Below are 24,890 nucleotides of genomic sequence, written 5' to 3'. Positions count from 1 at the left end.
AATAAACAATATGATTGGATCAAAAGGGTTGGCAGCAAGATTAGTTTAATCTTACTATTACTTAAATAAAAAGTGGAGCATTACGTGCACTCAAAACAATTAGTGGAAACCTGGATTTGCGACTCGTGTGATGAATTGATTCAAAGGCCAGAAGATGGGAGGGTAGAATGGATTGTATCTATGAATGAGGCAAAAGATCTTCGCCTTGTGCATCATGCCAGATCGGGCTCTCATGGACAATCCTGTCAATATAATTGTACATCGGTATATCAAAAATATAAGGGCATTATAAATGATGTATCGCTGTCTATGTTTCTTGGGGCTGATGGGTTAATGCAATTACTCTCTTTGATTGCAGAACAAAGGTTACCACAAAACCAAGTATTGGAAATGATCAAACGTCTTCATATCCCTGGGTATGAACATACACGCCATCACTTTAATGAAGCGATAGGTCAGTTGGTTTTTGAACCAAACACGGCTCCTGGTTTTTATTTGCAACATAATATCAATGCTGTATTAGAATGGACAAGATCAACGAATCGGGATGCTTAACATTAGGATCAATGGGGTTGTTGAGTGCGTGTTAAGGTGTCTGCGGATGATTGACGCTGCTCCCGTAAATAGGAAAGGGTCTCGATTTTCTGGTATATATGAATATTTCCTATTTTATTATATTGCACATTCAATTTGCACCCTGAGAGCACCCTGTGTGGCATATGGTTCTTGATCGTTTAAATCTAACCTATTGATTTTATTGGCGTCCCAGAGCGGATTCGAACCGCTGACCTGCCCCTTAGGAGGGGGCTGCGCTATCCAGCTGTGCCACCGGGACGTAATCGATAAGTCTACCTCTATCATGGCTAAATGACAACCTGCTTGGAAATTAATGGGCTGGTTTTTTACAGTGTGATATACTGGGCTGACCCTGGATTTAGAGCGTTTTATTATGGGCAAGTCTGCTGATATTAGCTATCCGTTTCATTCTCCTTGGCACTTCTTATGGCAAGTAATTAAGCCTTACCGCTGGTGGTATGTCTTAATGCTACAGGCGCCTATTTTTACTGCTATTTATATTTTTGCTAATAATTACTCCTTTAAGTTATTGGTGGATGCGTTTTCAGGGGCGGATGTTTCTTCTTATTCTAATTTGCTTTTTCCTATTGTTTTATTCGTGGTGGCTCAGGTTTCTCTGGATGTCTTTTGGCGTTTGAGTGATTTTGCTGAGTGGCGGGCTGAGCCTTATGCGCGGCAGCGTTTGTTGTCTACGGCTTATGATTATGTGCAGCATCATTCTTATAATTATTTCCAAAATACGCCAACGGGTACGGTCATTAGTAAGTTGAAAGGGATTTTGGATGGTTATGACAGTGTTTTTGCAAATTTGCATCATATAGTCGGTAAGCATTTTTGTGTGGTGGTGGTTTCTGTTTTTGTACTTATGATTGTTAATCTGAGTGTGTTTTTCTTTATGCTTGCCTGGTGTGTCTTGGTCATGGTGCTTATGCTGCCTATGGCGTTGAAGTTGAATACGCTTTCTAATCGAGCTGCTGAAAGTAAGCATCAGGTCATGGGAACGTTCTCCGATAATATTACCAATATTTTTTCCTTATTTTATTTTGCGAAACGACGTGCTGAATATAAGCGGATTAATGGGATTATGGCCGATGATTTTGTTCCGCGCCAAATAGAGCTTTATCAATATGATTTTAAATTTAATATGGTCGGTTCGGTACTGTATTGGTTTATGCTTATTTCCGTGTTTTTCTTTATGATTTATCTGCGTAAACAGGGTAGTGTTTCAACGGGTGATTTTCTTTTTGTGATGTTGACTGCTCTGACGATTTCCTTTGATTTGTGGACTTTGATGAGCGGTCTTTGTACTTTCTTAAAAGAAATAGGGGATTTTAAGTCATCATTTACCATTTTGCAGACTCCCCATGAGGCAGTGGATGATGCTCAAGCGCGAGCTTTTCAAATTCAAAAAGGGGCGATTGAGTTTCAACAGGTGTCATTTGGTTATGAGCATGCAGCTCCGGTTTTTTCTAATTTGAATTTGCGCATTAAGCCAGGAGAAAAGATTGGTTTGGTAGGGCATTCTGGGGCGGGCAAGTCTACGTTAATTGCCTTGCTATTAAAGAATTTTAAAGTGTCATCAGGGCAAATTCTGATTGATGGCGAGCCTATTTTAAATATCACTTCGGATGCTTTACGCCAGCAAATTTCACTGATTCCTCAGGATATTATGTTGTTTCATCGTACGATTGCTGAAAATATTGGCTATGCAAAAGAGGATGCAACTTTAGCGGAAATTAAACACGCTGCAGAAATGGCGAATATTGATTCATTCATTGAATCATTACCGGAAAAATACGACACCATGGTGGGGGAACGAGGCGTTAAGCTTTCGGGCGGGCAACGTCAACGGATTGCTATTGCGCGTGCCTTTTTAAAAAATGCGCCTATTGTGGTACTGGATGAGGCTACTTCGAGTTTAGATAGTATTTCTGAGCAGGGAATACAACAATCTATTAATGCGATGCTGGAGCAAAATAATGCGACAGTGATTGCCATTGCGCATCGTCTTTCTACTATTCGTCACATGGACCGAATTATCGTTATGGAGGGTGGGGCGATTATTGAAGAGGGTTCATTTGATGATTTGATTCGTAATGAGCAAAGCTATTTTAAAAAATTATGGGATAGCCAAGTTAATGGGATGGTTTTGTAGGTAGAGTGCACGTGTTTATGTGTATGTAAAGTTTGTCATTGTCATTGTGATTGTAGCGAAAATAATACCGAGTGATGCTTCCTAACTGTTGGTACTAGTACACTACGCTCACAATGACGGGCATTGAACAGGGGGCTGTGTAATCGATTTACATCATTCGATGTCCATGAGTATTATGTCCATGATTATTATGCACTTCTACTCGTGCTCCACCACCATGGCTAGGAAAGTGATTATGCACATTTCCACTTGAGGATGGATGGACATGGGTTGGTCCATTTCCATGAATTGGCCCATTGTGTACCTCAACATGCCCACCTCGGTGATGTACTGGTCCACTATTTCCAGTATGATGCACATGAACTGTTGGTGAGGAGCCCCAAGTGTCATAAGTTGAGCCGCCCCAGAAACTGCCATATGGTCTATTAGGAACAACTCGGACTGTTGTATTATTGTTACTACTACTACAACTGTTAAGCAGCGCCATGAGGAAAACAAATCCAATTCCACCCATAACCAGCATTGGGAGAATGGGGGTAGCTGCTACTAATGAGGATGCAAACATCATGTTGGTTGCAGCCAAGCCTGCAGCTGTTGCTACTGTAGCACCGGATTTTAGCACAAAAAATGCTGCGATTGCGGCAGCTGCTAATGTGGCTGCACCGATTCCAGCCATGAGTTGGAGTAGGAAATAATTATTGGTTTCATTTTGTTGGCGTAACGGTTTACCCATTTTCTCACCTCTTCTGTAATTAATCCGTTTAGAAATGTAACAGTTGTGTAAGTAAAAGGGAAGTTTAATTTGGTTTGTGTTTATGCAAGGGTGTGAAATTATGTCTAAATAGAGGGAAAGAGGTTGCTATTAGCAATCTGATTGGTTGCGGTTTAGAAAAAACCTGGTTGCAAGCAACCAGGTTACAATGTTTTAATTACTCGTCATCATCCCAGCTTAGAGTACCGCCGGCTTGATATTCAATAACGCGGGTTTCAAAGAAGTTTTTCTCTTTCTTCAAATCCAACATTTCGCTCATCCATGGGAATGGGTTTTCAGCACCAGGATATTGCTCTGGTAAACCAATTTGACTTAAGCGACGGTTGGCAATGAAGTGCAGGTATTCTTCGAACATTTCTGCGTTCATGCCTAAGATACCATGTGGCATGGTGTCTTTAGCGTATTGATATTCTAACTCAACGCCATGGCGAATCAGTTGAATGATTTCTTCTTTGAACTCTGGAGTCCATAGATGTGGACTTTCAATTTTAATTTGGTTAATCACATCGATACCAAAGTTCATGTGCATTGATTCATCACGTAAAATGTATTGGAACTGTTCTGAAGTTCCTACCATTTTGTTACGACGTCCCATAGAAAGGATTTGCGTAAAACCAACGTAGAAGAAAATTCCTTCGAAAATAACGTAGAAGGCAATTAAGTCTCTTAGTAAACGTTGATCATTTTCAACTGTTCCAGTATGGAATGTTTCATCCCCTAAACTTTGGGTAAAGGGTAGAGCCCAAGAGGCTTTTGTTGCCACCGATGGAATTTCACGATACATGTTGAAGACTTCAGCTTCATCAAGGCCTAAGCTTTCAATAATGTATTGATAAGCATGCGTGTGTAATGCCTCTTCGAAGGCTTGACGCAACAGATATTGGCGGCATTCTGGGTTAGTGATATGTCGATATACTGCCAACACCAGGTTATTTGCAACTAATGAATCTGCTGTAGAGAAAAATCCTAGATTACGTTTGATAATCATACGCTCATCTTCGGTAAGACCATTAGGATCTTTCCACAGAGCTACGTCAGCGCTCATGTTAATTTCATTGGGCATCCAATGGTTTGCACAAGCCGCAAGATACTTATCCCAGGCCCATTTATATTTAAATGGGACCAGCTGGTTTAAATCTGCACGGCAATTGATAATTTGCTTGTCATCTACATGGATGCGTGCAGCACCCATTTCAAGAGACTCATAACCCGTTGCACCCACGCTAGGAGTTGTTTTTTGTGTATCTAGATTTTGCATTCATATTCTCCTAATTATTGGCAGGCTTCACAGTCTGGATCAAGTATGGAACATACTTTTGGCGCTTCTTCGCTGATAATTTTAACCGCATTTAATGCGCCATCAGTGATGGTGGATTTTTCAGCATTTGTTGCTCCTAAACTACGTAAATAATAAGTAGTTTTTAATCCACGTATCCAAGCATGCATGTACAGTTGATCCAGTTTCTTACCGGAAGGCTGAGCCATGTAGATATTGAGTGATTGCGCTTGGTCGATCCATTTCTGGCGACGTGAAGCTGCATCAACTAACCACATGGGGTCAATTTCAAATGAAGTGGCATAACGTGCTTTCAATTCAGCAGGAATACGGCTGATTGGTTGTACGCTACCATTGAAGTATTTTAGGTCATTAACCATTACTTCATCCCAGAGATCAAGTGCTTTTAAGTCAGCAACCAGATATGGGTTAATTACAGTAAACTCTCCTGAGAGGTTTGATTTTACATACAAGTTTTGGTACGTAGGCTCAATAGATTGTGCTACACCGCAAATGTTGGAAATAGTAGCAGTAGGAGCGATTGCCATCACATTTGAGTTACGCATACCTTGAGTACGCACTTTAATACGTAATGATTCCCAATCCAAACGTTGCGAACGGTCTTGCTCTAGGTATTTGCTGCGCGCTTGTTGCAATAAGTTAATGGAGTCAATTGGTAGAATTCCTTTACTCCATAGTGAACCCTCATAACTTGAGTAGCTGCCCCGTTCTTTCGCTAAGTCACAAGAAGCTTCAATTGCATAGTAGCTGATTAATTCCATAGAGGAGTCAGCAAATTCAACGGCTGCTTGAGATGCGTAATCAATTTTCAACTCATACAAGGCATCCTGGAAGCCCATTAAACCTAAACCAATTGGTCTGTGTTGTAAGTTTGAGTTACGTGCCTGTGGTACAGAATAGTAGTTAATATCAATTACGTTATCCAACATACGGATCGCAGTGGTAATCGTACGTTTTAACTTCTCTTTATCCAGCTGACCATTCTTAATGTGTGCTGGTAAGTTAACGCTACCTAGGTTACATACTGCAATTTCTTCTTCAGAGGTGTTGAGTGTAATTTCAGTACATAGGTTTGAACTGTGAACCACACCAGCATGTTGCTGTGGTGAACGTAAGTTACATGGATCTTTAAATGTCATCCATGGATGGCCTGTTTCAAACAGCATGGAAAGCATTCTGCGCCATAACTTCACTGCAGGAAGCGTTTTGCAATTTTTGATGATGCCTTGACGTGCTTTGGCTTCGTATTCTTTATATAGAGCTTCAAACTCTTTCCCGTAGCAATCGTGCAGCTCGGGTACTTCATCAGGAGAGAATAAAGTCCATTCCCCTTCTTCACGAACACGGATCATGAATAAATCTGGAATCCAAATTGCGGTATTCATATCATGAGTACGGCGGCGGTCATCTCCAGTATTTTTTCTTAAGTCGAGGAATTCTTCTACGTCTTTATGCCAGCATTCTAAGTACGCACATACAGCACCTTTACGCTTACCACCTTGGTTTACAGCAACGGCTGTAGCATCGGCAACGTTTAAGAAAGGTACAACACCTTGGGATTTACCATTGGTACCTTTAATGTGTGAACCCATAGCACGTACTGGAGTCCAGTCGTTACCCAATCCGCCTGCGAATTTTGAAAGTAGGGCATTGTCTTTAATTGCGCTGTAAATACCATCTAAATGATCCGGTACTGTAGTTAAATAACAGCTGGATAATTGTGGGCGAACAGTACCGGAGTTAAACAGGGTTGGTGTAGAGGACATGTAGTCAAAAGAGGAAATTAATAAGTAGAACTCAATTGCTTTTTCTTCTTTATTTTTTTCACGCATAGCAAGACCCATGGCAACGCGCATGAAGAATGCTTGAGGCAATTCATAACGCACACCTTGATCATGTAGGAAATAGCGGTCATATAATGTTTGTAGACTTAAGTAGGTAAATTGCATATCACGTTGTGGTAATAAGGCTTTACCTAATTTATCTAAGTCGAAATCAGCCATTTTGGCATCAAGTAAGCCTTGATGAATACCATGACTAATATAGTTTTTGAAGTAGGCTGGATAAAGGCCTGTCATTTCATCAAAGGTAGCATCTGCTTTAATGTTTAATTTGCCAAGAGCCTCCATACGTAAGGTGTCTAATAACAAACGAGCACTTACATAGGTGTAGTTGGGTTCTTTTTCAATGAGTGTACGAGCAGCCATAATTAAGGCTTTGTGCACGTCTTCGAACTTAGCTTGATTATAAAGATTGCGCATAGCATCTTTGATTACTGGTTCTACAGTAACATTGGCGAGATCACGACATGATTCCGTAACAATAGTGTTTACACGTTCCATGTCTAATGGTCTTAACTCACCATCAGGCATAGTAATTAATAGTGTTTTGCTGTCGCTTGCTTGTTGTTTTATTTCTGTTTGGCGCGCAAGGCGATGTTCTTCACGATAAAGTACATACGCACGAGCAACTTTGTAATGACCACTGCGCATTAGCGCTAATTCAACCTGATCCTGAATGTCTTCAATATGAATTGCACCACCAGTAGGTAAGCGGCGTTTAAACGCTTGAGTGATTTGACGAGTTAATTCTTCGATCTGTTCATGAATGCGATCCGAAGTAGGAGCTGTACCGCCTTCATTGGCAATAAAGGCTTTGGTAATTGCAACCTTAATTTTAGAGTCATCGTAATTCACGACTTTGCCGTTGCGTTTAATTGTTTTAAGCACACCTGGAGTATTAGCTGTCAATTCCAGTTGACTCGTTAGCGGCACATCATTTACCGGATCAAGAATTGCGGACATTTTTTCTCCACCTCGTATGGTTGTTATCAGTTGTCGAGCGAATTTTATCCACTATTAATTAGATTATAGCAGAAAACCCAATATGTAGATGTTTTTCGCGCCTTAGATACAAGATAATGTGTTTTCGTGTAGGGGTCAATAGAATAAATTGGGAGTATATTGTGGATAACTTGTGTGTTTTTATATTTTTTTATTCGTGCACCAATTTACCCCTGACGTAATCAGGATCGACGCAGATCCCGGATTGCGCTTCGCTCCATCCAGGCTACGATCTTACACAAGGGCGGCGATTCTATGCTTTTTTTACAATAATTGCATCACTAACATTCGAAAAACTATGAACGTTGAGTTGAAATGAGCCAATATGAGCATAAAGCTGGCTTGAACTTCCTCCGTCGAGGTTGATGGCATCAACACAAGATAACGGAGGGGCTTTTAGCAAACGAGCTAATTTGTTGGTGGACATGGTGGCATTAGTTGAAACCAGAATAATAACTTTGCCTTTGGCAGTGATGCCTAAGGCGGAGCGATCTGCCTCTCCTGGTTTTAGTGAAGGGATTTTGCCTTTAATCAGTAATCGAGGACCACTCTGCATAGCAAAGCTAATGTCATTATCTTGATTAAAACGATTAAGGCTAGAGATATGAGCTTTGTTATTTTTTACGTAGAAAACTCCCCACCAGCTAATGCGTTTGAGAGGATTTTCTTGTCGATAATTATTAATTCTTAGCCCAAGAGGATTAAATTTATGATCAAAAAAACCACCATTAATACTAAGTAGGGCTTGGCTGTGTTCAGCAAATTGATCGGCTGATGCATTCTTTAGCGCTAAAGATTTGGCGCTGACGATTGCCAGCTTATTTTTATTAAGGTCGATGCGAAATGCATAAATATGAGACCAGGGCGCGAGCAAGCCCCCTGCAAGGTCTTGATACTCAATACCAGGGCTTAGTTCGCGCCAATTTCCAGCTGAATAAGCGTAAACTGGAGTCAACAGACTGACCAGAAAAAACAGCAAATAAAACAAAATTGATTTGTTTTCAGCATAATTATTGGTTTGCGAAGACATGTTATTGTATCCTTATTTGCATCGATTCAACACCATGGAATTTTTTATGCAAATTAGAACGCAACATAACAATACTGAAGTACATAAGTCAACAATAGAATTAACTCAATTGATGAATGATGTGCTGGAGCTTGCTAAAAAAGAGGGCGCAACGGATGCTGCGGTGGCAGTGAATAACGATCGCGGTTTTTCGGTCGATGTGCGCATGGGGGCAGTAGAAACTGTTGCTTTTAGCGAAGATAAAGGTGTTGGTTTAACTGTTTATATTGGTCAGCGTAAAGGTGGGGCAAGTAGTACTGATATTTCACCTGCTGCATTAGAAGCTATGGTAAAGGCTGCTTGTGATATTGCTCGAGTTAGTGCCGAAGATCCTTGTTTTGGTTTGGCTGATAAAGAGTTAATGACTACAGAATATCCAGATTTAGATTTATATCATCCTTGGGATATTAGTCCAGAGCGAGCCATTGAATTAGCGATGAAATGCGAATCGCACGCTTTATCTTTAGATAAGCGCATTACTAATTCTGATGGGGTGAATGTTTCCAGTTATGAGTCACATCATGGTTTTGCGAATACCAATGGTGGTTCAGGCTTTATTCACACCACGCGTCATAGCTTAAGTTGTTCGCTGATTGCTGCAGATGGCGAGGAAATGCAACGAGACTATGATTACACCACCGTGCGTAATGCGAAAGATCTTATCGACCCACATCATATTGCAAAAAATGCGGTAGAACGTGCTTTAAGTCGTTTAGGTGCAAAGCAGGTGGAAACGCAAACAGTACCAGTTATTTTTTCCTCTCGTGTTTCCAGTGGCTTATTTGGCAGTTTAATTAATGCGCTTAGCGGTTCTAATTTATATCGCAAAAATACATTCTTATTAGATTCTATTGATCAGCAAATTTTTCCAGAGTTTATCAATGTGTATGAACAACCGCATTTGCCAGGAGCTCTAGGAAGTTCACCTTTTGATGCGGAAGGGGTTCCAACTCGTCCAAATCACATTATTGAAAAGGGGCGAGTCAAGCAGTATGTGTTGGGAAGTTATTCTGCACGTCGTTTGGGATTAAAAACCACTGCAAATGCTGATGGCGTTCATAATTTAACTATTGATCCTACTGCGGGTGATCTTTCTGATTTATTGAAAAAAATGGGAACGGGTTTATTGGTTACTGAATTAATGGGCCAAGGGGTGAATGGTGTTACTGGTGACTATTCACGTGGTGCCAGTGGTTATTGGGTCGAGAATGGTGAAATTCAATTTCCAGTAGATGAAATTACTATTGCCGGGAACTTGAAGGAAATGTTCCAGTCTATTTTGGCGGTGGGTAATGATATTAATCCGAATATCGCAACACGTTGTGGTTCGATACTAATTGGAAAAATGATGCTTGCAGGGAAATAAGGGAAAAAGTTTTTCTTGAATAAATGCGTTCAGGATAGTTATACAAAAACAGTCGTCGTTGCGAATGCAGTGAAGCAACCAGGGTTCTGTGCTCCATATTCCTGGATTGCTTCGTCACTACGTTCCTTGCAATGGCGAGGCACTATTTGAGTGCCATCCTTCAATTTAAAATCCTACCATCATTGCGAACACAGTGAAGCAGTCCAGGGTTTTGTGCCCCATACTTCTGGATTGCTTCGTCACTACATTCTTCGCAATGACGGGGTATTTTATTTGGGCACTATCTTTTAATTTAACATTGCGAAGCATGTAGTGACGAAGCGATGTTAAGTAACGACTCATCCACTTAAATTCTGCCGCCTTCATTGCGAACAAACTATTAGTGAGTATAAATACTTGCTTTGTTGGTTCAATATTCTACTATTTTAATATAAGGACATGAATGGAGTCGGTATGCGCAATCTAATTTTCGCAATTTTATTAATGGTAAACGTTGCGTATGCAGATGAGATTGTTGGTTTTACAGCTTTTGAAAATGGAGACTATACCACTGCGTACCCTCATTTGATGAAAGCTGCTCGGGAAGGTAATGTTGAAGCTATGTATTTGGTCGGGCGTATGTTCCAATATGGACAAGGTATCAATAAAGATCCCGCCGAAGCATTAACATGGTACCAAAAATCAGCTGATAAAAATTATGCTTTAGCCCAATTAAGCTTGGGGTTTATGTATGATTTGGGTGAGGGAGTTAAGCAGAATTTTGATGAGGCGTTCAAATGGTATATGAAAGCTGCTCAGCAAAATAACCCTGTGGCACAACGTAACGTAGGATTAATGTATTCTACGGGAGATGGTGTTAAACAGAACCCCAAAAGTGCATTGCTATGGTTTAAAAAATCCGCACAGCAAGGTTATGTCAAAGCCCAAGTCAATCTTGCCTATTCCTACATCATGGGTATTGGTACTGAGAAAAATGTGAATCAGGCTCTTTATTGGTATAAAAAGGCAGGAGAACAGGGCGATGCGCGAGCGGAGTATAGTTTAGGCTTACTTTATACTGGTCAGCAACCAGGGGTTGCAGCGGACGATAGCTCCGCTTTTTATTGGTTCTCCCAGGCGGCTAATCAAAATCATCCTAAAGCAGCAGACTATTTAGCCTATTATTATCTAAATGGGCTAGGTGTTGATGCAGATCCACAAAAAGCGGTTTATTGGTACCAAATTGCAGCCCAGGCGGGAGAGGCGGATGCTCAGGCTCAATTAGGGCAATTATTATTGACTGGAACTGGAACTGATAAGGATTACGAACAAGCTGCTTATTGGTTTACTAAGGCTGCGGCTCAAGGGAATCCTATGGGGCAAGCTAAATTAGGTTATCTCTATCTGGCAGGCCTTGGGGTAGAAAAAAACTGGGTTACTGCTTATGCATGGTATAAGTTGGCAGCTGATGGTAAATATCCCCCTGCGCTTAAAGAGGTGAAGGGGCTAAAAGGTAAATTATCTGAGCAGGAGTTGAAAGAAGCTGACCAGTTAGTTAAGAAGTTAGTACCTCCACCTCCAAAGGATGAGGATGAGAATTAATGGTTTTAACTTTTAAGACCGTACACGCATGCGTTGGGGCGAAGGTTATTGGATATAAGTAGGTGTAGGCTTGGCTGTTAAGCCCAGCATTTGGTTGTAGCACAAAACTGAGTTTTTTGGCTTGACAGCCCAGCCTACGTTTGCCGTTACTTCGGCATGTAAGTCACCAATCCATATCGTTGATCATAAGCTTCTTGTGCTTCAGCGGATAAATCACGGACCTCAGATAGTACATCTCCTGGTAAATGCTGGAAGAAACTAAGCCCTTTTCCTGTTGCACCTTCATGGCGAATTTTCTTAACCATTAACTCATTATTCAATTTTTGCATTCGCTCATTAACTTCAGAGGATAATCGATGCTCCATTAATAAGGGTAACGAGAATAGAGGAGTGGAGGTTTGAATTACATGCTGTACATCACGTGTGGGAGTTTCTTGTTTCAAAATTACCGAGTCAGCTAGTTCAGTTTCGGTTAGGGCTATGGCATAAGGGCCAACAAAGAAGGAGTCTCCATGAATCACATTACTGCCAATTTTCATGGTATAACCAAAGGGTATTTCAAAGGAAGCAAAATCAAAAGTACCATCATGTCGGTCAACGCCTAAAATTAATGCGCCTTTACAGTCAGGAGATAAGGGTGTGAATACATGAGGGAATGGGTGAGTTTCCACAAATAAACCACCTCCCCCTTGGAGTTTCATTACATAGTTTTGAATGTAGTCTGGATCCCAGTCATATTGAACCAGGTAAAGATTTTCTAATTCCTCATCTTCTACCGCATCTAAGGTAAAGGGTTTGCCCAGCGGAATGAGTTCTGCGCCGTATTTTTCTAAGAAGGATGAAGGTACCGCCAGTGCATTCATTTTGGGAATATCAATGGTTTTCACGCTGGGAGGGATTAACAATACGCCTAAATTACCAAAAACACTGGCATTGCGCCCGCTTTTGGCCGTTTCTTCACTTTTGTTTTTCCACGCTGCTTTTATTGTTAACTCTTGAGGAGGAGTTATTCTGATATTGCCGCTTCGATCAGGCAATTGCTCCTCAGAAATTCCTGTTGCTTCCAGCATATTTATTGTCGTTCCTGCTTTAAGAATGGCATGGGCTTGGGTTGCTTTCATTAACGGTTTACTGTCTTCTACATCAGGATCTCTTCTATCAACCATAGTCGCTTTTAACCCTTGGGTATGGTCTTGTGCAATCAGATCAGGTATTTTACTTTTCATACATAAAGTACAACGACAAATAGTACTGTGTAGTTTAGGTTGGCGTGCGCTTCCGTTTCCAGTTGGTTCATATAAAGTTTTCATCATAAGTCTCACTTTATAGATTAATAGATATGTCCATATATTGATCATAATATATAAATTATAGACTTTTGTGGGCATTTGTTTGGATTGAGTCATTCCCGATTGTGTAGGAATGACATTATTTTGTAGGGTAGGGAGATATAATTTATTGATTGTTTTTAATTCGATTAATCAAACCGCGCAATACCACGCCAGGACCAATTTCTTCGAAATCATGTTCTCCAAGGTCTAGCAAGTATTCCACTCCCTGGGTCCAACGTACAGGATGGTTTATTTGTTCTGTTAAATTGTGATGAACACTGCCTTCCTTGTACGGCATGGCATTTATATTCGCAATGACCGGTGTTTTAGGGACTGTAAAATTAAATTGTTGTAGAAATTCAGCAAACTGATTTTTGACCTCATCCATTTCTGGAGAGTGGAAGGCACCCCTATTTTTAAATGCAGTTTCTGCTTGAGCAAAATCGATCTTAATGCTTGACGCATCGTGGACAAGCCGCTACCACGAATTTTTTCTTTGGTTAATTTCTCGGGCTCATTTCTGTATCTTCAGAGTCAGGCTTATGAGTATTTGAATTATTACTCGTGTTATTCGTTGAGGTATTGAAAAAAGAAAAGGTGGTTAGATAGGAAGAAGACAATGCAGCTAATTGCTTGTCATCAAGCATTTGCTTTAGGGTGATACCACAATGTTCATTACCGGGATGGATAGGGGCTGCATTAAAATCAATCGCTGTTTGTGGTTGTTGGGCTTTGATCGCCTCCAGTAACTCAATTTGACCGTGTTTGGCAAGCCACCAGGCCAAAGTGATCCCATAGTCTTCAGTATGAGGATTAGTGGGGGTTGCATTTAAATCAATGTTTGCTTGTGGTTGCTGGGCTATGAGCGCGGTTAATAAATCGATTTGATTATGTTTGGCAAGCCACCAAGCTAGAGTAATCCCATGATATACATGGTTGGGATGAGTTGGTTCTGCATTTAAGTTAAGGACGGTTTCGGGATTACGTTCCCTAAGTGTTTGCAGTAAGTCAATTTCATTGTTTCCGGCAAGCATCCATCCTAAGGATACGCCGTGGTCTATGTTATGAGGATCAGGTGGAGATGCATTTAAATCAAGGGTTGCGTGAGGTTGCTGGTCTATAAGGTCTTCCAGCAAATCAAGATCAGTTGAAGCAAGCCACCAAGCCACGGGGATGCCATGGTATTCACCATCTTTTTGAATTGGCGCTACACTAACATCAATGAGTGTTTGGGGTTGCAGGGCTATCAGATGTTTCAGGAAGTCAATTTGTTTATTTGCAACAAGCCACCAAGCTAGAGTGATTCCATAGCATGGATGAGCAGGATTAGTTGGTGCTGCATCTAAATCAATGGCTATTTGAGGATTCTTGGCTCTAAGTTCATCCAGTAACTCGATTTTATTGTATTTAGCGAGCCACCAAGCTGGAGTAATTCCATGGTCAGGGTGATTGAGGGCATTTGGTGCTGCATTTACGTCAATAGGGGTTTGCGGTTCCAGGGATCTAAGCTTTTCCAGTAAATCTATTTGATTGTATTTAGTGAGTAACCAATAAAAGGGAACTGCAAAATCTGTTTGTTCCTGGAGCATCCACGGAGAGTTTAGAGTAAATTCCTGGCACCAGGGACTGGAAAATATCTTCTGTGTAAGCGTATCTCTCTGGGGGGCTTTGCGTACAAGCTGGAGTAATTCATTAATTAGGGCGTAGTGGTTTAAATAGGTACATTGCTCCATCCACTCAATAAATTGTGTCGCATGATTAGTTAACCATGGGAGTCGTTCAAGAGGTAACTTAAGGCTATTGAGCTGATGGAGGTAATTAGCTAAATGTCCTTGTTCTGTTTTTCTCAGTACCGGATCGTCAATTTCATAGGGTACTTCTGCATTTGGATTAATCGCGGTTAAAAGCCAGGAATCGTGATATTGTTCTTTGATGTGATTTTGCCAATCGTGGCAGGAACTAAATAGGTTACTTAATTCTTCAACAGAAAATATCTCCAATAATGAGGGGCATTCTTGGGCGGTTTCAAGTAGATTAAGCGGTTGCAAAGTCATGATATCCTTTCAGTTAAAATTTACATTTCCCTATCAAAATCTAATTTCTAAAAAATTTTGATGGAGTCAACAAGAGAAACCTTATTTCAATGTTGATTTCGCTTTTTGTGACCAAGTATTTATCTTTAGGGGGCGGGAGTGTATCGCGATGCCTTTTATTTTGTCAATTTTTCTAATAAAAAAAACAACTTACATAAATTTGGGCAGCCGCGATAAAAAAGAGGCATACTTTTGAGAGGGGCCTCAACTGCGCCAAATAGATCTATTAAATGCTTTATTTCAAAAATTAACGCAAATCTCATAAATCAGTATAAGAGTTTGCCTCTTATCGATTCATCATGCCTAGTCCTTGCTTCATGTTCTCATCAGTTACAACTGTTAACGTAGGTGAAGAAAAAAGGCCTAAGTGAACTTGATTCTTTATTGTTAATGTTTCCTCTATAATTGGTGCTAATGTCGGATTAAGTTTTGCTAAGCGCTGTAGTAAATCACGACCATAAGTTGTCTCCGCAAAATGAGACAAGGCTGTTCTCGCATTTACTTTTAAGGAGAGACTTTCCATAGTAATTCCTTTGGCTAAGTCAGGATTCCTATGAAACAATTGACTTAAAATAGTACAGCCTATCTCCGAAGTAGAAAGCCAATAGAAAGGGGAGTCATTTCCATAAATCCCTTCTGATTCAGGGTATATCAAACATAAGTCAGAGGCAGTGATTTCCATGGCTAACTTAGTATTTTTTTCGAGTAGTTGATGGAGCACTTTCTGTCCATCTATAGAAGAGCTAAGACAGGATAAGGGGGATGTGTTTTCATCAGCGCTGGACTTTGATGTGAGCGCTAAGCATAGGGATTTACCATTAATTTCTTTGGCTAATTTAGGATTTTTTTCCAGTAATAGCCATAGAACTTTTCGCCCTTCACTAGAATAGCTGAGGCAATATAATGGAGATGTATTTTCTTCAGGCCCCGCCTCTTCTGGGCGTGCTAGACATAACGCTTTACCACTGATTTCTTTTATCAAAGCAGGTTTCTTTTGCAGTAATAATGTTAGTGTTTTTAACCCAGTTAAAATAAGCCAATATAAAGGAGATGTGTTGGCGTATTTTCCTGCTGTAGTAGTGAGTGCTAAACATAAAGTTTGGACGGATATCTCTGTGGCTATTTGAGGATTTTTTTCCAGTAACAGATTAAATATTTTTTGCCCTTCATGAGAGTTGGTCAAAAGGTATAAAAGAGAAAGATTTTTATTGGGGCCTGGTTTTGTTCGCGATAAACATAGATCGTTGCCTGTGATTTCTGAAGCCAATTGTGGATTCTTTTCCAATAATAGTTTCAGGATTTGTTGACCATCCTCAGACGATAGAAGCCAATACAACGGTGAAGTATTATCGTGTGCCCACCATGGTCCAGGTGTGAGCGCCAAACATAAGATCTTCCCAGTGATTGCAGTAATTAAATCAGGATTTATTTCCAATAATAGACGTAGTGTTTTTCTTCCAACAGAAGAGCAAGTAAACCAATATAAAGGTGATGTGTTCGTGCTTGGTCCTGTTTTGGCTGAGTGTGGCGAATATAAAACTTTGGGGCTAATGCCTTTGGCTAATTGAAGATTATTTTCAATCCATTGGTTCAAAACGCTTTGTCCAATATTCGACGAAGTTAATTTATATAAAAAAGAGCAATAAGTCTTATCTGAAGGGGTTTCTAATAAGACGGTTTTTTCGAGATATTCATTAAAAAACAGAATACCTTCTTCACTTTGAGCAAGAAAATTAATAAACGCTGTTCGCTCCTCTGGGTAATCCATTAAATTCTCTAAGACATTATTGCTTCGTAAGCAGCTAAAAAGGATGTGTCGGTATTCATCATTGCTCAACAATAATCGCATGGCCAAGCAATTAGTTGAGTTTGACGCATAAAACAAATACCGCATCGCCTGGGGATAGCTAAGCAGTTTTTCTAAATTGGTTTTTAAATCAGCCTTGGAGTCGTCAGTAGCACCTTCTGCAAGGACAGCATTCAGTGACTTCACAATGGCAATAATCTCGAGCGGAGACAAAGAGTTTGCTTTCGGGACAGGTGTTATCGGAGGCGCGGCTTTTTTCGGTGCACTTGCCGGAGCTGCTTTGGGTGTGGCTTTAGGCTTGCTGGGTTGAGCTACAGCAGGTGCTGGAGTACTTTTTTTCGGCTTGGTGGGATGACTTTTCTTTGCCTTAGGCTTTGATTCGTGTACTGGTGGATTGAGTTCCTCAACAAGGCCTAGTTTTTGTTTAACTTGCTCTTCCGTAAACTGCAGTTGATGTCGCATTAGTTCAATGGCGAGTTCACGATTTCCCTCAGCCAGGTGTTCATTAATTTTTTTCTTCCAAGCCTCTTTATCATCCAGCTGAGCGGTTTTTAAGACCCCATCGGTGGGTAGGTTGCTGCCAAAGCATAATTCCCCTTTTAGCCTAAAGTGCTGTTCTGGCTCATAAATAAAGATATTGTCTTGTGCGCGTCCCAATGCGATTTGAATGGCATTGAGAGCAATCCATTGTTCTAGAGTTAAGCCATCGATGAGTTCTTGGGAAAGGAGCTTACGTACGGTTGGGTTTAGAGATATGGGTTTCCATAAAATGACGGTTTTAAAGGTCATGCCAATGGCGGTAGAGGCGGAGAGAATCTGATGGGTACCAAAGCGTTTAATAATTTCCTGTCGTTCACGTTCACGTGCCTTGGGCTCTTCGGGTAATTCGGCAATGACTACGGTTGAGGCATTTTGGGCATGTTTTTTTAATTCATTTAAGGAGGCATCGGTTACCCAAGAGACTTGCCCACCAGGGGCTTGAGCGGAACGAATTTCAGCGTAAGGGCGTTTGTTATGATTTCCTTCCCAGTGGTGTTTTTGTGTCATCAGGAAATTAATCACGTCTACGACTTCTGGACTATTACGCCAGGTAAGTTCCAGCAATCGTTCTATTTTGGCATAGCCTTTACTGTTGAGCCGTTGTTTGACAAAGGCATAGGTAAAGGGCGAGGTAAGGGATTGCTCGGGGTCAAAGCTAATGTAGAAATGATGAGCTTGCGCTTGCTCGATGAGGTATGCCAGTGCGGAAGGAGGGAAGTTTTGCCCTTCATCGCAATAGGTTTTTGCCTTCACCAGCGAGGGTGGAGGCAGACTGGTCATCGGGTCATAACTGGAGGTGGTGTGTAAATGGTCTTGCCACGCCTTTAAAATGGCGATGCAGCGTTTTTGCTTTTCTTTATTGCCACTGTAGTAGGTTTGTCGTGCCCCATGTAAGTCTAAATAGGCGGCATCGCCATAAGCGACAATCAAGCTTAATTCAAAATGCACTTGTTCGGCATCTTCCCCTGGCGCGTACTTTTTGAGCCAGAGCTTAAACTCGTTGTGAGGTATTTTGTTCTGGTCTTTAAAATGGTTGGCCAGCATACGTTCCCAGGTGCTAAAGCGGACTTCGGGGGCCTCGCATTCTTCCTTTAAGGAATCCAGCAAGAGTTCCGATTGCGAAACAAACACGCTGGCATTGGAATCGGTACTGGAGCTGGCTTGTTGCGTGTCGGCTTCAACTTCATGCAGGTGGTTGCCCATGAAGGTTTCTAAAACTAAGGTTTTGCCTGCCCCGGCAGGACCTAAGAACATCAGTGGGCTTGAGCTGGGGGCTAGGGCTTGTTGTTGCGATTCATCCAAAAAAGCAAGATGTGGGCGTTCTTGTGGTGCTGCAACGGGTTGTTCCTCGAGGACATCGATGAAGTGCTCATCCACCATTCCGGCATTTACCATCATGCTGCCAATGCTGGTGATGCCGGTTGTGGTTAACCACCGTTCTACCTGATGATAGTTGTGATGGGTTTCACCCAAAATGAAGAGGCATCGCTTGCCTTGGGCGTTGCGAAGGTAGGTAAAAATAAGCCTTTGTCCCTGTTGCACACGGTCGATACGGGCACTGCCCACGCGTTGGCCTTCATAGTGCGCGTTTTCCAGCCACTCAATCTGAGGATGGGTGCCCGAGATAATCTTTTGTAGGGTTTCTTGGTACTTCCTATTAGTAAGCGTTTCTTTATGGAGGCGTCTTGCGTGAAATAAGATCTGGACTTGGGGCATGGGCTATTTGCTAAGGTTGAAGAGCCATTATGTTAGCACTTTGTTCTTATATGGGTCAATTGGGTGCATGAAAACCTAGGCTGGCCTCCCCGCAGGGGTAAGCCAACATGAAGCTTAAAAAACATTAAAACTTTCACGTAGAATACTTACTGTAATTTTTCCTTTTTTATCTCGATTTCTTTTAAGTAAGGTATACACAGTAAAATTAAGGTTTTCTATGGACGCATGCGCCACACTAAGGAAATAAGCACTTTCTAAGGTGATCTGGTCATTAGCGACATTCAGTTTTTTTAATAAACTATTTGCTTTTTCTAGACGAGTAAAACCATTTTTCCCTCGCAGCTCAATAAATTCTTCAACTTTTTGCTCATTCATTGTGTTGTTTAACGACATCAGTACTTGCTTCGAGGCAGTATTGATGTTGATGGCAGTTAAGTCAGGCAGGGTGGTAATATAAGGCTGCAACGCTAAAAAAATTTTCGGGCTTACGTCTTTAATTAAGCGAAGCTCTGAGATACTGACCATTAATTGACGGCTGGTATGATAGGGGGGCTTTTGCTGTAGGTAATAAGAAAGAAAATTGTCTTCACCTACTCCAAGCTCATAAGGGGATACCCAGTTGTTAATTGCTAATGCCAAATTCATTTTTTCAGCAGGGGTCATTTGAATCCCTGTTGCACTAATAAAATTAATAAAGCCTAGGATGTATTTTTTATTGGTCAAATTATTAAGATTAAAGCGCCCTTGCAAATCATAAATGCTCCCACTTAAGGTAACGGAGGGATAGATTGATCCCATATTTCTGGGATAGGAGCTGACCATTCCTTCAGAATTAGCTGCGGAAAATTTTTTCTTAGCGTCTCCCAGTTCGCTCATCGCCCAGAAAGTAACCGCTTGAGAGGCAAGGTAGAGTTTATCATGGTTGATAATCAGGCGAGTTCGATAGATATCAACTTGTAGCCTAGAGCTCATGGCCGTTGCAACAATAGCTACCAAGGTCATAATAAATAACGCGGTAAGTAACGCTCCACCATGTGATTTTGATGAAACTATTAGCGGAGGGTATGCCGATGATGAATTAGCTGTTGGCATAAAGTGCTCCGGGGATCGTAAATAATAAATTAAGTTCTCCTAGCTTTTTCACATTGAGATTGACCTGGATTGCCTTAGGTAATGATTCCTTATTTTGATCTTGATTCACTGCATCAGCCCTCCATTCAGGAAATACTTGTAAGCTTTGGTTTAAATAACCAAAATGGCAATCACTCAAATGTGAAATGAGCACTTTATCGGCATGAGTATTTCGGTCAAATGGATCTAAAGTATCCCAAGTTCGGCGCAGTAATGAGTCATTTTGGCATACCAAAGCGATCCGTTTGAGGGTGCTGCGTTTTTCGATACTTCCCGGATTAACATCACCATCTCGGGTAAATTCTACATAATCAGGACGACCGGTAAAAATCGGAAATAAACGCATATCATTACCACGAATCGCACGCTCGGCTGTTTGGCTGATGTCTTGTTGAACGATGCTAATTGCAAGTTGTAACGCACTTAGACGTTCACTTTGCTCATTAACACGGGTACGTGTATTAAAAGCGTAATATAAAGTAGATGAGGTAATTGACGCTAAAATCGCGAATACGGCTAAGGCAATTAAAATTTCAATGAGCGTAAATCCTGATTCTTTTTTCATGGTACATACCTAAATGCGTGCAATTCTTCTCGAAAAGGTCCGGCTTTTTCCATACTGACGAAGATGGTGATGAGTTGTATGGATTTTATTGGGGTGGTGCTGGTTTTTGCTCGCCAAAACCAATGCTCACCCAGCATCGTGGTATCCTGAGTGGTTTCCTGACTTTGACTAATTTGCAATAAACCTAATTGCACCATTGCAACACCTTGCATCGCTACCCAATGGCTTATGGTTTTTTCTTTAATACGTTGTGTATGCTCCACATTTTGCGCAATTGCTTTAAGTAATGCGGTGAGAGCGACGGCAATAATCGTGAGGGCTAATAAAACCTCAATTAAGGTAAAACCAGAGGTTTTGCGCTGCATCATCATTTTGTATTCGCTGCCTTAAGTATTAAATCACCATTACGACGCCCAGTAAGTATTACCAGCTGGGTTTCCTTCGTACTACCAAAACTTAAAGTAAAGGGCGTCATATCGCCAGAGGCGGTGATGATGATGGGAGGAGTGCCTATAGAGGAGCGGTAATGCGTATTCAGGGTAATTACGGTATTGTTAGGAAAATAAGTTGTCTTAAAAATTCCCTTACTAGACATAGGGCTCCATTGAGAACCTTGTAATTGCAGAATTTGATAACTCTTACTATCAATACGCAAGCCTAAAGTGGTTGTTTCTAAAATAGCTTGCTGTTGCGCAAGGCGCATATTGTTTACTAATTGTTCCGCAGCAAATTGAATGCGCTTGCCTTCACCGAAATCACCAAATGCGATTAAGGCAAAACCAACGGTAATGCCTATAATCACAATCACGATCATAATTTCAATTAGGGTGAAACCTCGGTTATTTCTCATCCCAGTTACCAATTTCTGCATTAATGCCAGTACCACCTGGTTGGCCTTCTGCCCCATAGGTAAAGACGTCTACATCACCATGCTGGCCTGGATTTAAATACAGGTAATCTCTATTCCATGGATCTTTGGGCAATGATTTTAAATATTGCTTCCAATTGTGAGGAATCGGGTTCGACGTTGGTTTTTCTACCAATGCCATTAGGCCTTGATCTGTAGTGGGGTAATTACCATTGTCCAGTTTATATAAATCAAGGGCATTTTGAATAGCAAGGACGTCTTGTTTTGCTTTGACTCGACGCGCCTCATCGGGACGGCCCATAATTTTGGGAACAACAATGGAGGCAAGAATACCTAAAATGACCACAACCACCATAATTTCAATTAAGGAAAAACCTTTTTGTCTGTTCATGTTACTCCTGCTATTTAATAAATACTAAATTTAATAAAAATCCGCTCTTATGTTATCAATTGTTCCATTGAGAAAATAGGTAATAATGTTGCTAACACAATAAATAACACCACGGCTCCCATCAATAAGATAACTAAAGGTTCTAATAAGGTTAATGATGTGTCAATAAGACGTTTTACTTCATTATCCAAGTGGCTAGCGGAGCGCTCCATCATAGGCGAAAGCTGTCCACTTTTTTCACCACTGGATATTAAATGAATAGCCATAGGACTAATATAGCCTGTTTCTCTTAGAGCCTCACTTATTCCCGAGCCTTCTCGTACTTTGATGGTTGCTGCGTCGAATGCTTGCCTCATGACCAAGTTGGTTACCAGGCTTGCAGAAACACGCATGGTTTCCAAAACACTTACTCCTGCGGCAAATAAAATACCGAAAGTATGAATGTAACGAGCGACGTTAATGGTTTTTGCTAAATAGGAAACCACAGGTAATTTAAGCAGCAGACGATGCCAAGCTGTTTTAACCTTTATATTATTTAGACTTTTCTTAAAGGCATAAAGAACCAAAATAATACCCAGTAAAGCGTATAGGCCATAGGATTTTACAAAATTACTAATAGTAATTAATAACTCGGTCATTCCTGGTAGTGTTTGTCCACTGCTGGTAAATACCTCAATAATTTTGGGAACTACGAAGCTGAGCAAAAAAGAAATAATACCAATAGAAACGAGGATCATAATCGCCGGATAGATCAAGGCTTGTTGCACCTTTTGCCGTGTTTGTTGCTGATTTTCAGTGTAATCGGCAAGTTTTTCCAGGACCACATCAAGGTGTCCGGTTTGCTCCCCTGAACCCACTGTCGAGCGGTATAATTCAGGAAACGCTTGAGGGTATTGAGACATTGCCTGGGCTAAACCATAACCCTCAAGTACTTTGGCGCGGACGCCAATAATCAGTTCACGCACTTTATCTTTTTCAGTCTGCTCACTAACGCCGCGCAATGATTCTTCAACGGGGATTCCCGCTGCTAATAAAGTAGCTAATTGACGAGTAAAGAGGGAAAGGTCGGCGGCAGAGATTTTGCCTTTGCTGCTGCCACTACTGCCAGATCTCTGTTGGGTTAATACCTGTACCTGGGTAGGGATCAATCCTTGATCGCGTAATAATTGGCGTGCATGGCGTTCTGAGTCAGCTTCCAGCACTCCTTTACTTGTGCTGCCATTCTTTTTCAATGCTTGATATTGATACGCACCCATTCTTTTTTATGCTTTAAATTAATATAAAACATAGAGTCTAATCTATTGGGTTTAATAAGTCACTTAAGGTACACTACACCCAGACTATCCTGGAGAATGATAAATGAGTAAAAAAGTATTACTTGAAGCAATTAAGGAACATGATGCCAAGTTTATTGATCTACGATTCACTGATATACGTGGAAAAGAGCAACACATCACTGTTCCTATTTCCTGTGTTGATGATGATTTAATCGAAAATGGTAAAATGATCGATGGTTCTTCATTCAAGGGTTGGCAGAAAATTCACCAATCAGATTTAGCGTTAATTCCCGATTTGGAAACTATTAAATTTGATCCTTTCTTCCAGGACAATACCTTATTTATTCGTTGTGATGTGGTTGATCCCAAAACAATGATGGGCTACGAGCGTTGCCCCAGATCATTGGCGAAACGCGCAGAGGCTTATTTACAATCTACCGGTATTGCGGACACTGCGTTCTTTGGACCAGAGCCTGAGTTCTTTATATTCGACAGCGTGCAATGGCAAACAAGTATGTCAGGTTCGTTTTATAAAATTGATTCAGAAGAGGCTGAGTGGAGTTCCTCTAAAGAAATGGAAGGCGGAAATATTGGCCACCGTCCTTCAATAAAAGGTGGTTATTTTCCTGTTCCTCCTGTTGATTCATCACATGACATTCGTTCGGCCATGAGTTTGACTCTTGAAGCACTTGGTGAAGTGGTTGAAGCGCACCATCATGAAGTTGCGACAGCAAACCAATGCGAACTGGCAACTCGCTTTAGCTCATTAACTGATAAAGCGGACCGCTTACAAATTTTAAAATACGTGATTCATAATGTGGCTCACAACTACGGTAAAACAGCTACCTTTATGCCTAAGCCATTGGTTGGGGATAACGGAAGTGGTATGCACTGTCATCAATCTTTAGCTAAAGATGGGCAGAATTTATTCTCTGGTGATCAATATGCAGGACTTTCTGAAACCGCATTGTATTATATTGGCGGAATCATTAAGCATGCGCGTGCATTAAATGCATTTACAAACCCATCAACAAACAGCTACAAGCGTCTTGTTCCTGGTTTTGAAGCGCCCGTATTGCTGGCTTATTCTGCGAGAAACCGTTCTGCAGCAATTCGTATTCCACATGTGAGTAGTCCAAAGGCTCGCCGTATTGAAGTACGTTTCCCGGATCCTACTGCGAACCCATATCTTGCTTTTGCTGCAATGTTGATGGCTGGTCTAGATGGAATTCAAAATAAAATCCACCCAGGTCAACCAATGGATAAAGATCTTTATGATCTACCGCCAGAAGAGTTGGTGGATGTACCCACAGTGAGTGCATCTTTGGAGCAAGCTTTGGATAGCTTAGCGGCAGATCATGAGTTCTTAGTGCAGGGAGATGTATTCTCGCGTGACTTTATTAATAACTATATTGATATGAAGCGAGAAGAGGTTGCTAAAATCAGAAGCTTAACTCATCCTTATGAGTTTGAGCTGTATTACAGCTTGTAATGTCGTAGGCTGGGCTGTAA

The 24,890-nt window shown here is 41.1% G+C and carries 19 protein-coding genes and 1 tRNA gene; 5 read left to right on the top strand and 15 right to left on the bottom strand.

Translation table 11 applies throughout. The features are described from left to right. The first annotated feature begins 84 nt into the window (after window positions 1–84). Entirely contained in the window at window positions 85–555 is a 471-nt protein-coding gene (locus J2N86_RS09560; RefSeq protein WP_252579164.1) for a hypothetical protein, read from the top strand. A 203-nt stretch (window positions 556–758) separates the two neighbouring features. Here the strand turns inward: J2N86_RS09560 and J2N86_RS09555 are convergent. Continuing rightward, window positions 759–835 (bottom strand) — tRNA-Arg (locus J2N86_RS09555). Window positions 836–949: 114 nt separating this feature from the next. Here J2N86_RS09555 and J2N86_RS09550 point away from each other — a divergent pair. Next, on the top strand, window positions 950–2,731 hold the full coding sequence (locus J2N86_RS09550; RefSeq protein WP_252579163.1) for an ABC transporter ATP-binding protein: 1,782 nt from the start codon (window positions 950–952) through the stop codon (window positions 2,729–2,731). A 148-nt stretch (window positions 2,732–2,879) separates the two neighbouring features. On the opposite strand, the gene J2N86_RS09545 is transcribed toward J2N86_RS09550, so the two are convergent. The 4 genes from J2N86_RS09545 to J2N86_RS09530 form a co-directional block, all read right to left on the bottom strand. Further along, complete coding sequence (locus J2N86_RS09545) at window positions 2,880–3,464, bottom strand: hypothetical protein (RefSeq protein WP_252579162.1); 585 nt, start codon at window positions 3,462–3,464, stop codon at window positions 2,880–2,882. Window positions 3,465–3,660: 196 nt separating this feature from the next. Further along, window positions 3,661–4,761 (bottom strand): ribonucleotide-diphosphate reductase subunit beta, encoded by a 1,101-nt coding sequence (locus J2N86_RS09540; RefSeq protein WP_252579161.1) that lies wholly within the window; start codon window positions 4,759–4,761, stop codon window positions 3,661–3,663. 14 nt (window positions 4,762–4,775) lie between these two features. Then, window positions 4,776–7,604 (bottom strand): ribonucleoside-diphosphate reductase subunit alpha, encoded by a 2,829-nt coding sequence (locus J2N86_RS09535; RefSeq protein ID WP_252579160.1) that lies wholly within the window; start codon window positions 7,602–7,604, stop codon window positions 4,776–4,778. A 292-nt stretch (window positions 7,605–7,896) separates the two neighbouring features. Then, complete coding sequence (locus tag J2N86_RS09530) at window positions 7,897–8,673, bottom strand: phosphodiester glycosidase family protein (RefSeq protein WP_252579159.1); 777 nt, start codon at window positions 8,671–8,673, stop codon at window positions 7,897–7,899. Between the two features lie 46 nt (window positions 8,674–8,719). Here J2N86_RS09530 and pmbA point away from each other — a divergent pair, with 46 nt between their 5' ends. Beyond that, complete coding sequence (gene pmbA, locus J2N86_RS09525; RefSeq protein WP_252579158.1) at window positions 8,720–10,078, top strand: metalloprotease PmbA; 1,359 nt, start codon at window positions 8,720–8,722, stop codon at window positions 10,076–10,078. Window positions 10,079–10,531: 453 nt separating this feature from the next. Beyond that, window positions 10,532–11,659, top strand: a complete 1,128-nt coding sequence (locus J2N86_RS09520; RefSeq protein ID WP_252579157.1) for an SEL1-like repeat protein — start codon at window positions 10,532–10,534, stop codon at window positions 11,657–11,659. Window positions 11,660–11,805: 146 nt separating this feature from the next. On the opposite strand, the gene J2N86_RS09515 is transcribed toward J2N86_RS09520, so the two are convergent. The 10 genes from J2N86_RS09515 to lspF form a co-directional block, all read right to left on the bottom strand. Continuing rightward, window positions 11,806–12,972 (bottom strand): hypothetical protein, encoded by a 1,167-nt coding sequence (locus J2N86_RS09515; RefSeq protein ID WP_252579156.1) that lies wholly within the window; start codon window positions 12,970–12,972, stop codon window positions 11,806–11,808. 142 nt (window positions 12,973–13,114) lie between these two features. Then, a complete protein-coding gene (locus J2N86_RS09510; RefSeq protein WP_252579155.1) occupies window positions 13,115–13,378 on the bottom strand; it encodes an ACP S-malonyltransferase in 264 nt (87 codons plus the stop codon). A 112-nt stretch (window positions 13,379–13,490) separates the two neighbouring features. Beyond that, window positions 13,491–15,044 (bottom strand): hypothetical protein, encoded by a 1,554-nt coding sequence (locus J2N86_RS09505; RefSeq protein WP_252579154.1) that lies wholly within the window; start codon window positions 15,042–15,044, stop codon window positions 13,491–13,493. A 325-nt stretch (window positions 15,045–15,369) separates the two neighbouring features. Beyond that, complete coding sequence (locus tag J2N86_RS09500) at window positions 15,370–19,146, bottom strand: hypothetical protein (RefSeq protein WP_252579153.1); 3,777 nt, start codon at window positions 19,144–19,146, stop codon at window positions 15,370–15,372. 114 nt (window positions 19,147–19,260) lie between these two features. Further along, window positions 19,261–20,238: a type II secretion system minor pseudopilin GspK gene (gene gspK, locus J2N86_RS09495; RefSeq protein WP_252579152.1), complete on the bottom strand. Its 978-nt coding sequence runs from the start codon at window positions 20,236–20,238 to the stop codon at window positions 19,261–19,263. Next, on the bottom strand, window positions 20,225–20,842 hold the full coding sequence (gene lspJ / locus J2N86_RS09490; RefSeq protein WP_252579151.1) for a GspJ family T2SS minor pseudopilin variant LspJ: 618 nt from the start codon (window positions 20,840–20,842) through the stop codon (window positions 20,225–20,227). Before lspJ ends, gspK begins: the two co-directional genes overlap by 14 nt. Continuing rightward, window positions 20,839–21,213 carry a GspI family T2SS minor pseudopilin variant LspI gene (lspI, locus tag J2N86_RS09485; protein WP_252579150.1) on the bottom strand — a complete coding sequence of 125 codons (375 nt, stop codon included), beginning with the start codon at window positions 21,211–21,213 and terminating at the stop codon, window positions 20,839–20,841. Before lspI ends, lspJ begins: the two co-directional genes overlap by 4 nt. Then, window positions 21,210–21,713, bottom strand: coding sequence for a type II secretion system minor pseudopilin GspH (gene gspH / locus J2N86_RS09480; RefSeq protein WP_289781829.1), 504 nt, complete (start codon window positions 21,711–21,713; stop codon window positions 21,210–21,212). The genes lspI and gspH overlap by 4 nt, the downstream gene beginning before the upstream one ends. Then, complete coding sequence (gene lspG, locus J2N86_RS09475; protein ID WP_058535325.1) at window positions 21,682–22,101, bottom strand: GspG family T2SS major pseudopilin variant LspG; 420 nt, start codon at window positions 22,099–22,101, stop codon at window positions 21,682–21,684. Before lspG ends, gspH begins: the two co-directional genes overlap by 32 nt. A 47-nt stretch (window positions 22,102–22,148) precedes the next feature. After that, entirely contained in the window at window positions 22,149–23,357 is a 1,209-nt protein-coding gene (lspF, locus tag J2N86_RS09470; RefSeq protein ID WP_252579149.1) for a GspF family T2SS innner membrane protein variant LspF, read from the bottom strand. 103 nt (window positions 23,358–23,460) lie between these two features. Here lspF and glnA point away from each other — a divergent pair, with 103 nt between their 5' ends. Then, the gene (gene glnA, locus J2N86_RS09465; RefSeq protein ID WP_252579148.1) at window positions 23,461–24,870 is read left to right on the top strand and encodes a type I glutamate--ammonia ligase; all 1,410 of its coding nucleotides are present in this window, start codon (window positions 23,461–23,463) and stop codon (window positions 24,868–24,870) included. The last annotated feature ends 20 nt before the right edge of the window (window positions 24,871–24,890 follow it).

Origin of the sequence: Legionella lytica (assembly GCF_023921225.1) — a bacterium.
GTDB classification, from domain to species: domain Bacteria; phylum Pseudomonadota; class Gammaproteobacteria; order Legionellales; family Legionellaceae; genus Legionella; species Legionella lytica.
The sequence above is the reverse complement of the archived record's forward strand: the minus strand, read 5'-3'. Positions and strand labels throughout refer to the sequence as shown.

Coding starts and splice junctions, on each gene's coding strand:
- J2N86_RS09550 (WP_252579163.1), top strand. CDS start 950: ATGGGCAAGTCTGCTGATATTAGCTATCCGTTTCATTCTCCTTGGCAC.
- J2N86_RS09545 (WP_252579162.1), bottom strand. CDS start 3,464: ATGGGTAAACCGTTACGCCAACAAAATGAAACCAATAATTATTTCCTA.
- J2N86_RS09540 (WP_252579161.1), bottom strand. CDS start 4,761: ATGCAAAATCTAGATACACAAAAAACAACTCCTAGCGTGGGTGCAACG.
- J2N86_RS09535 (WP_252579160.1), bottom strand. CDS start 7,604: ATGTCCGCAATTCTTGATCCGGTAAATGATGTGCCGCTAACGAGTCAA.
- J2N86_RS09530 (WP_252579159.1), bottom strand. CDS start 8,673: ATGTCTTCGCAAACCAATAATTATGCTGAAAACAAATCAATTTTGTTT.
- pmbA (WP_252579158.1), top strand. CDS start 8,720: ATGCAAATTAGAACGCAACATAACAATACTGAAGTACATAAGTCAACA.
- J2N86_RS09520 (WP_252579157.1), top strand. CDS start 10,532: ATGCGCAATCTAATTTTCGCAATTTTATTAATGGTAAACGTTGCGTAT.
- J2N86_RS09515 (WP_252579156.1), bottom strand. CDS start 12,972: ATGATGAAAACTTTATATGAACCAACTGGAAACGGAAGCGCACGCCAA.
- J2N86_RS09510 (WP_252579155.1), bottom strand. CDS start 13,378: ATGGATGAGGTCAAAAATCAGTTTGCTGAATTTCTACAACAATTTAAT.
- J2N86_RS09505 (WP_252579154.1), bottom strand. CDS start 15,044: ATGACTTTGCAACCGCTTAATCTACTTGAAACCGCCCAAGAATGCCCC.
- J2N86_RS09500 (WP_252579153.1), bottom strand. CDS start 19,146: ATGCCCCAAGTCCAGATCTTATTTCACGCAAGACGCCTCCATAAAGAA.
- gspK (WP_252579152.1), bottom strand. CDS start 20,238: ATGCCAACAGCTAATTCATCATCGGCATACCCTCCGCTAATAGTTTCA.
- lspJ (WP_252579151.1), bottom strand. CDS start 20,842: ATGAAAAAAGAATCAGGATTTACGCTCATTGAAATTTTAATTGCCTTA.
- lspI (WP_252579150.1), bottom strand. CDS start 21,213: ATGATGATGCAGCGCAAAACCTCTGGTTTTACCTTAATTGAGGTTTTA.
- gspH (WP_289781829.1), bottom strand. CDS start 21,713: ATGCAGAAATTGGTAACTGGGATGAGAAATAACCGAGGTTTCACCCTA.
- lspG (WP_058535325.1), bottom strand. CDS start 22,101: ATGAACAGACAAAAAGGTTTTTCCTTAATTGAAATTATGGTGGTTGTG.
- lspF (WP_252579149.1), bottom strand. CDS start 23,357: ATGGGTGCGTATCAATATCAAGCATTGAAAAAGAATGGCAGCACAAGT.
- glnA (WP_252579148.1), top strand. CDS start 23,461: ATGAGTAAAAAAGTATTACTTGAAGCAATTAAGGAACATGATGCCAAG.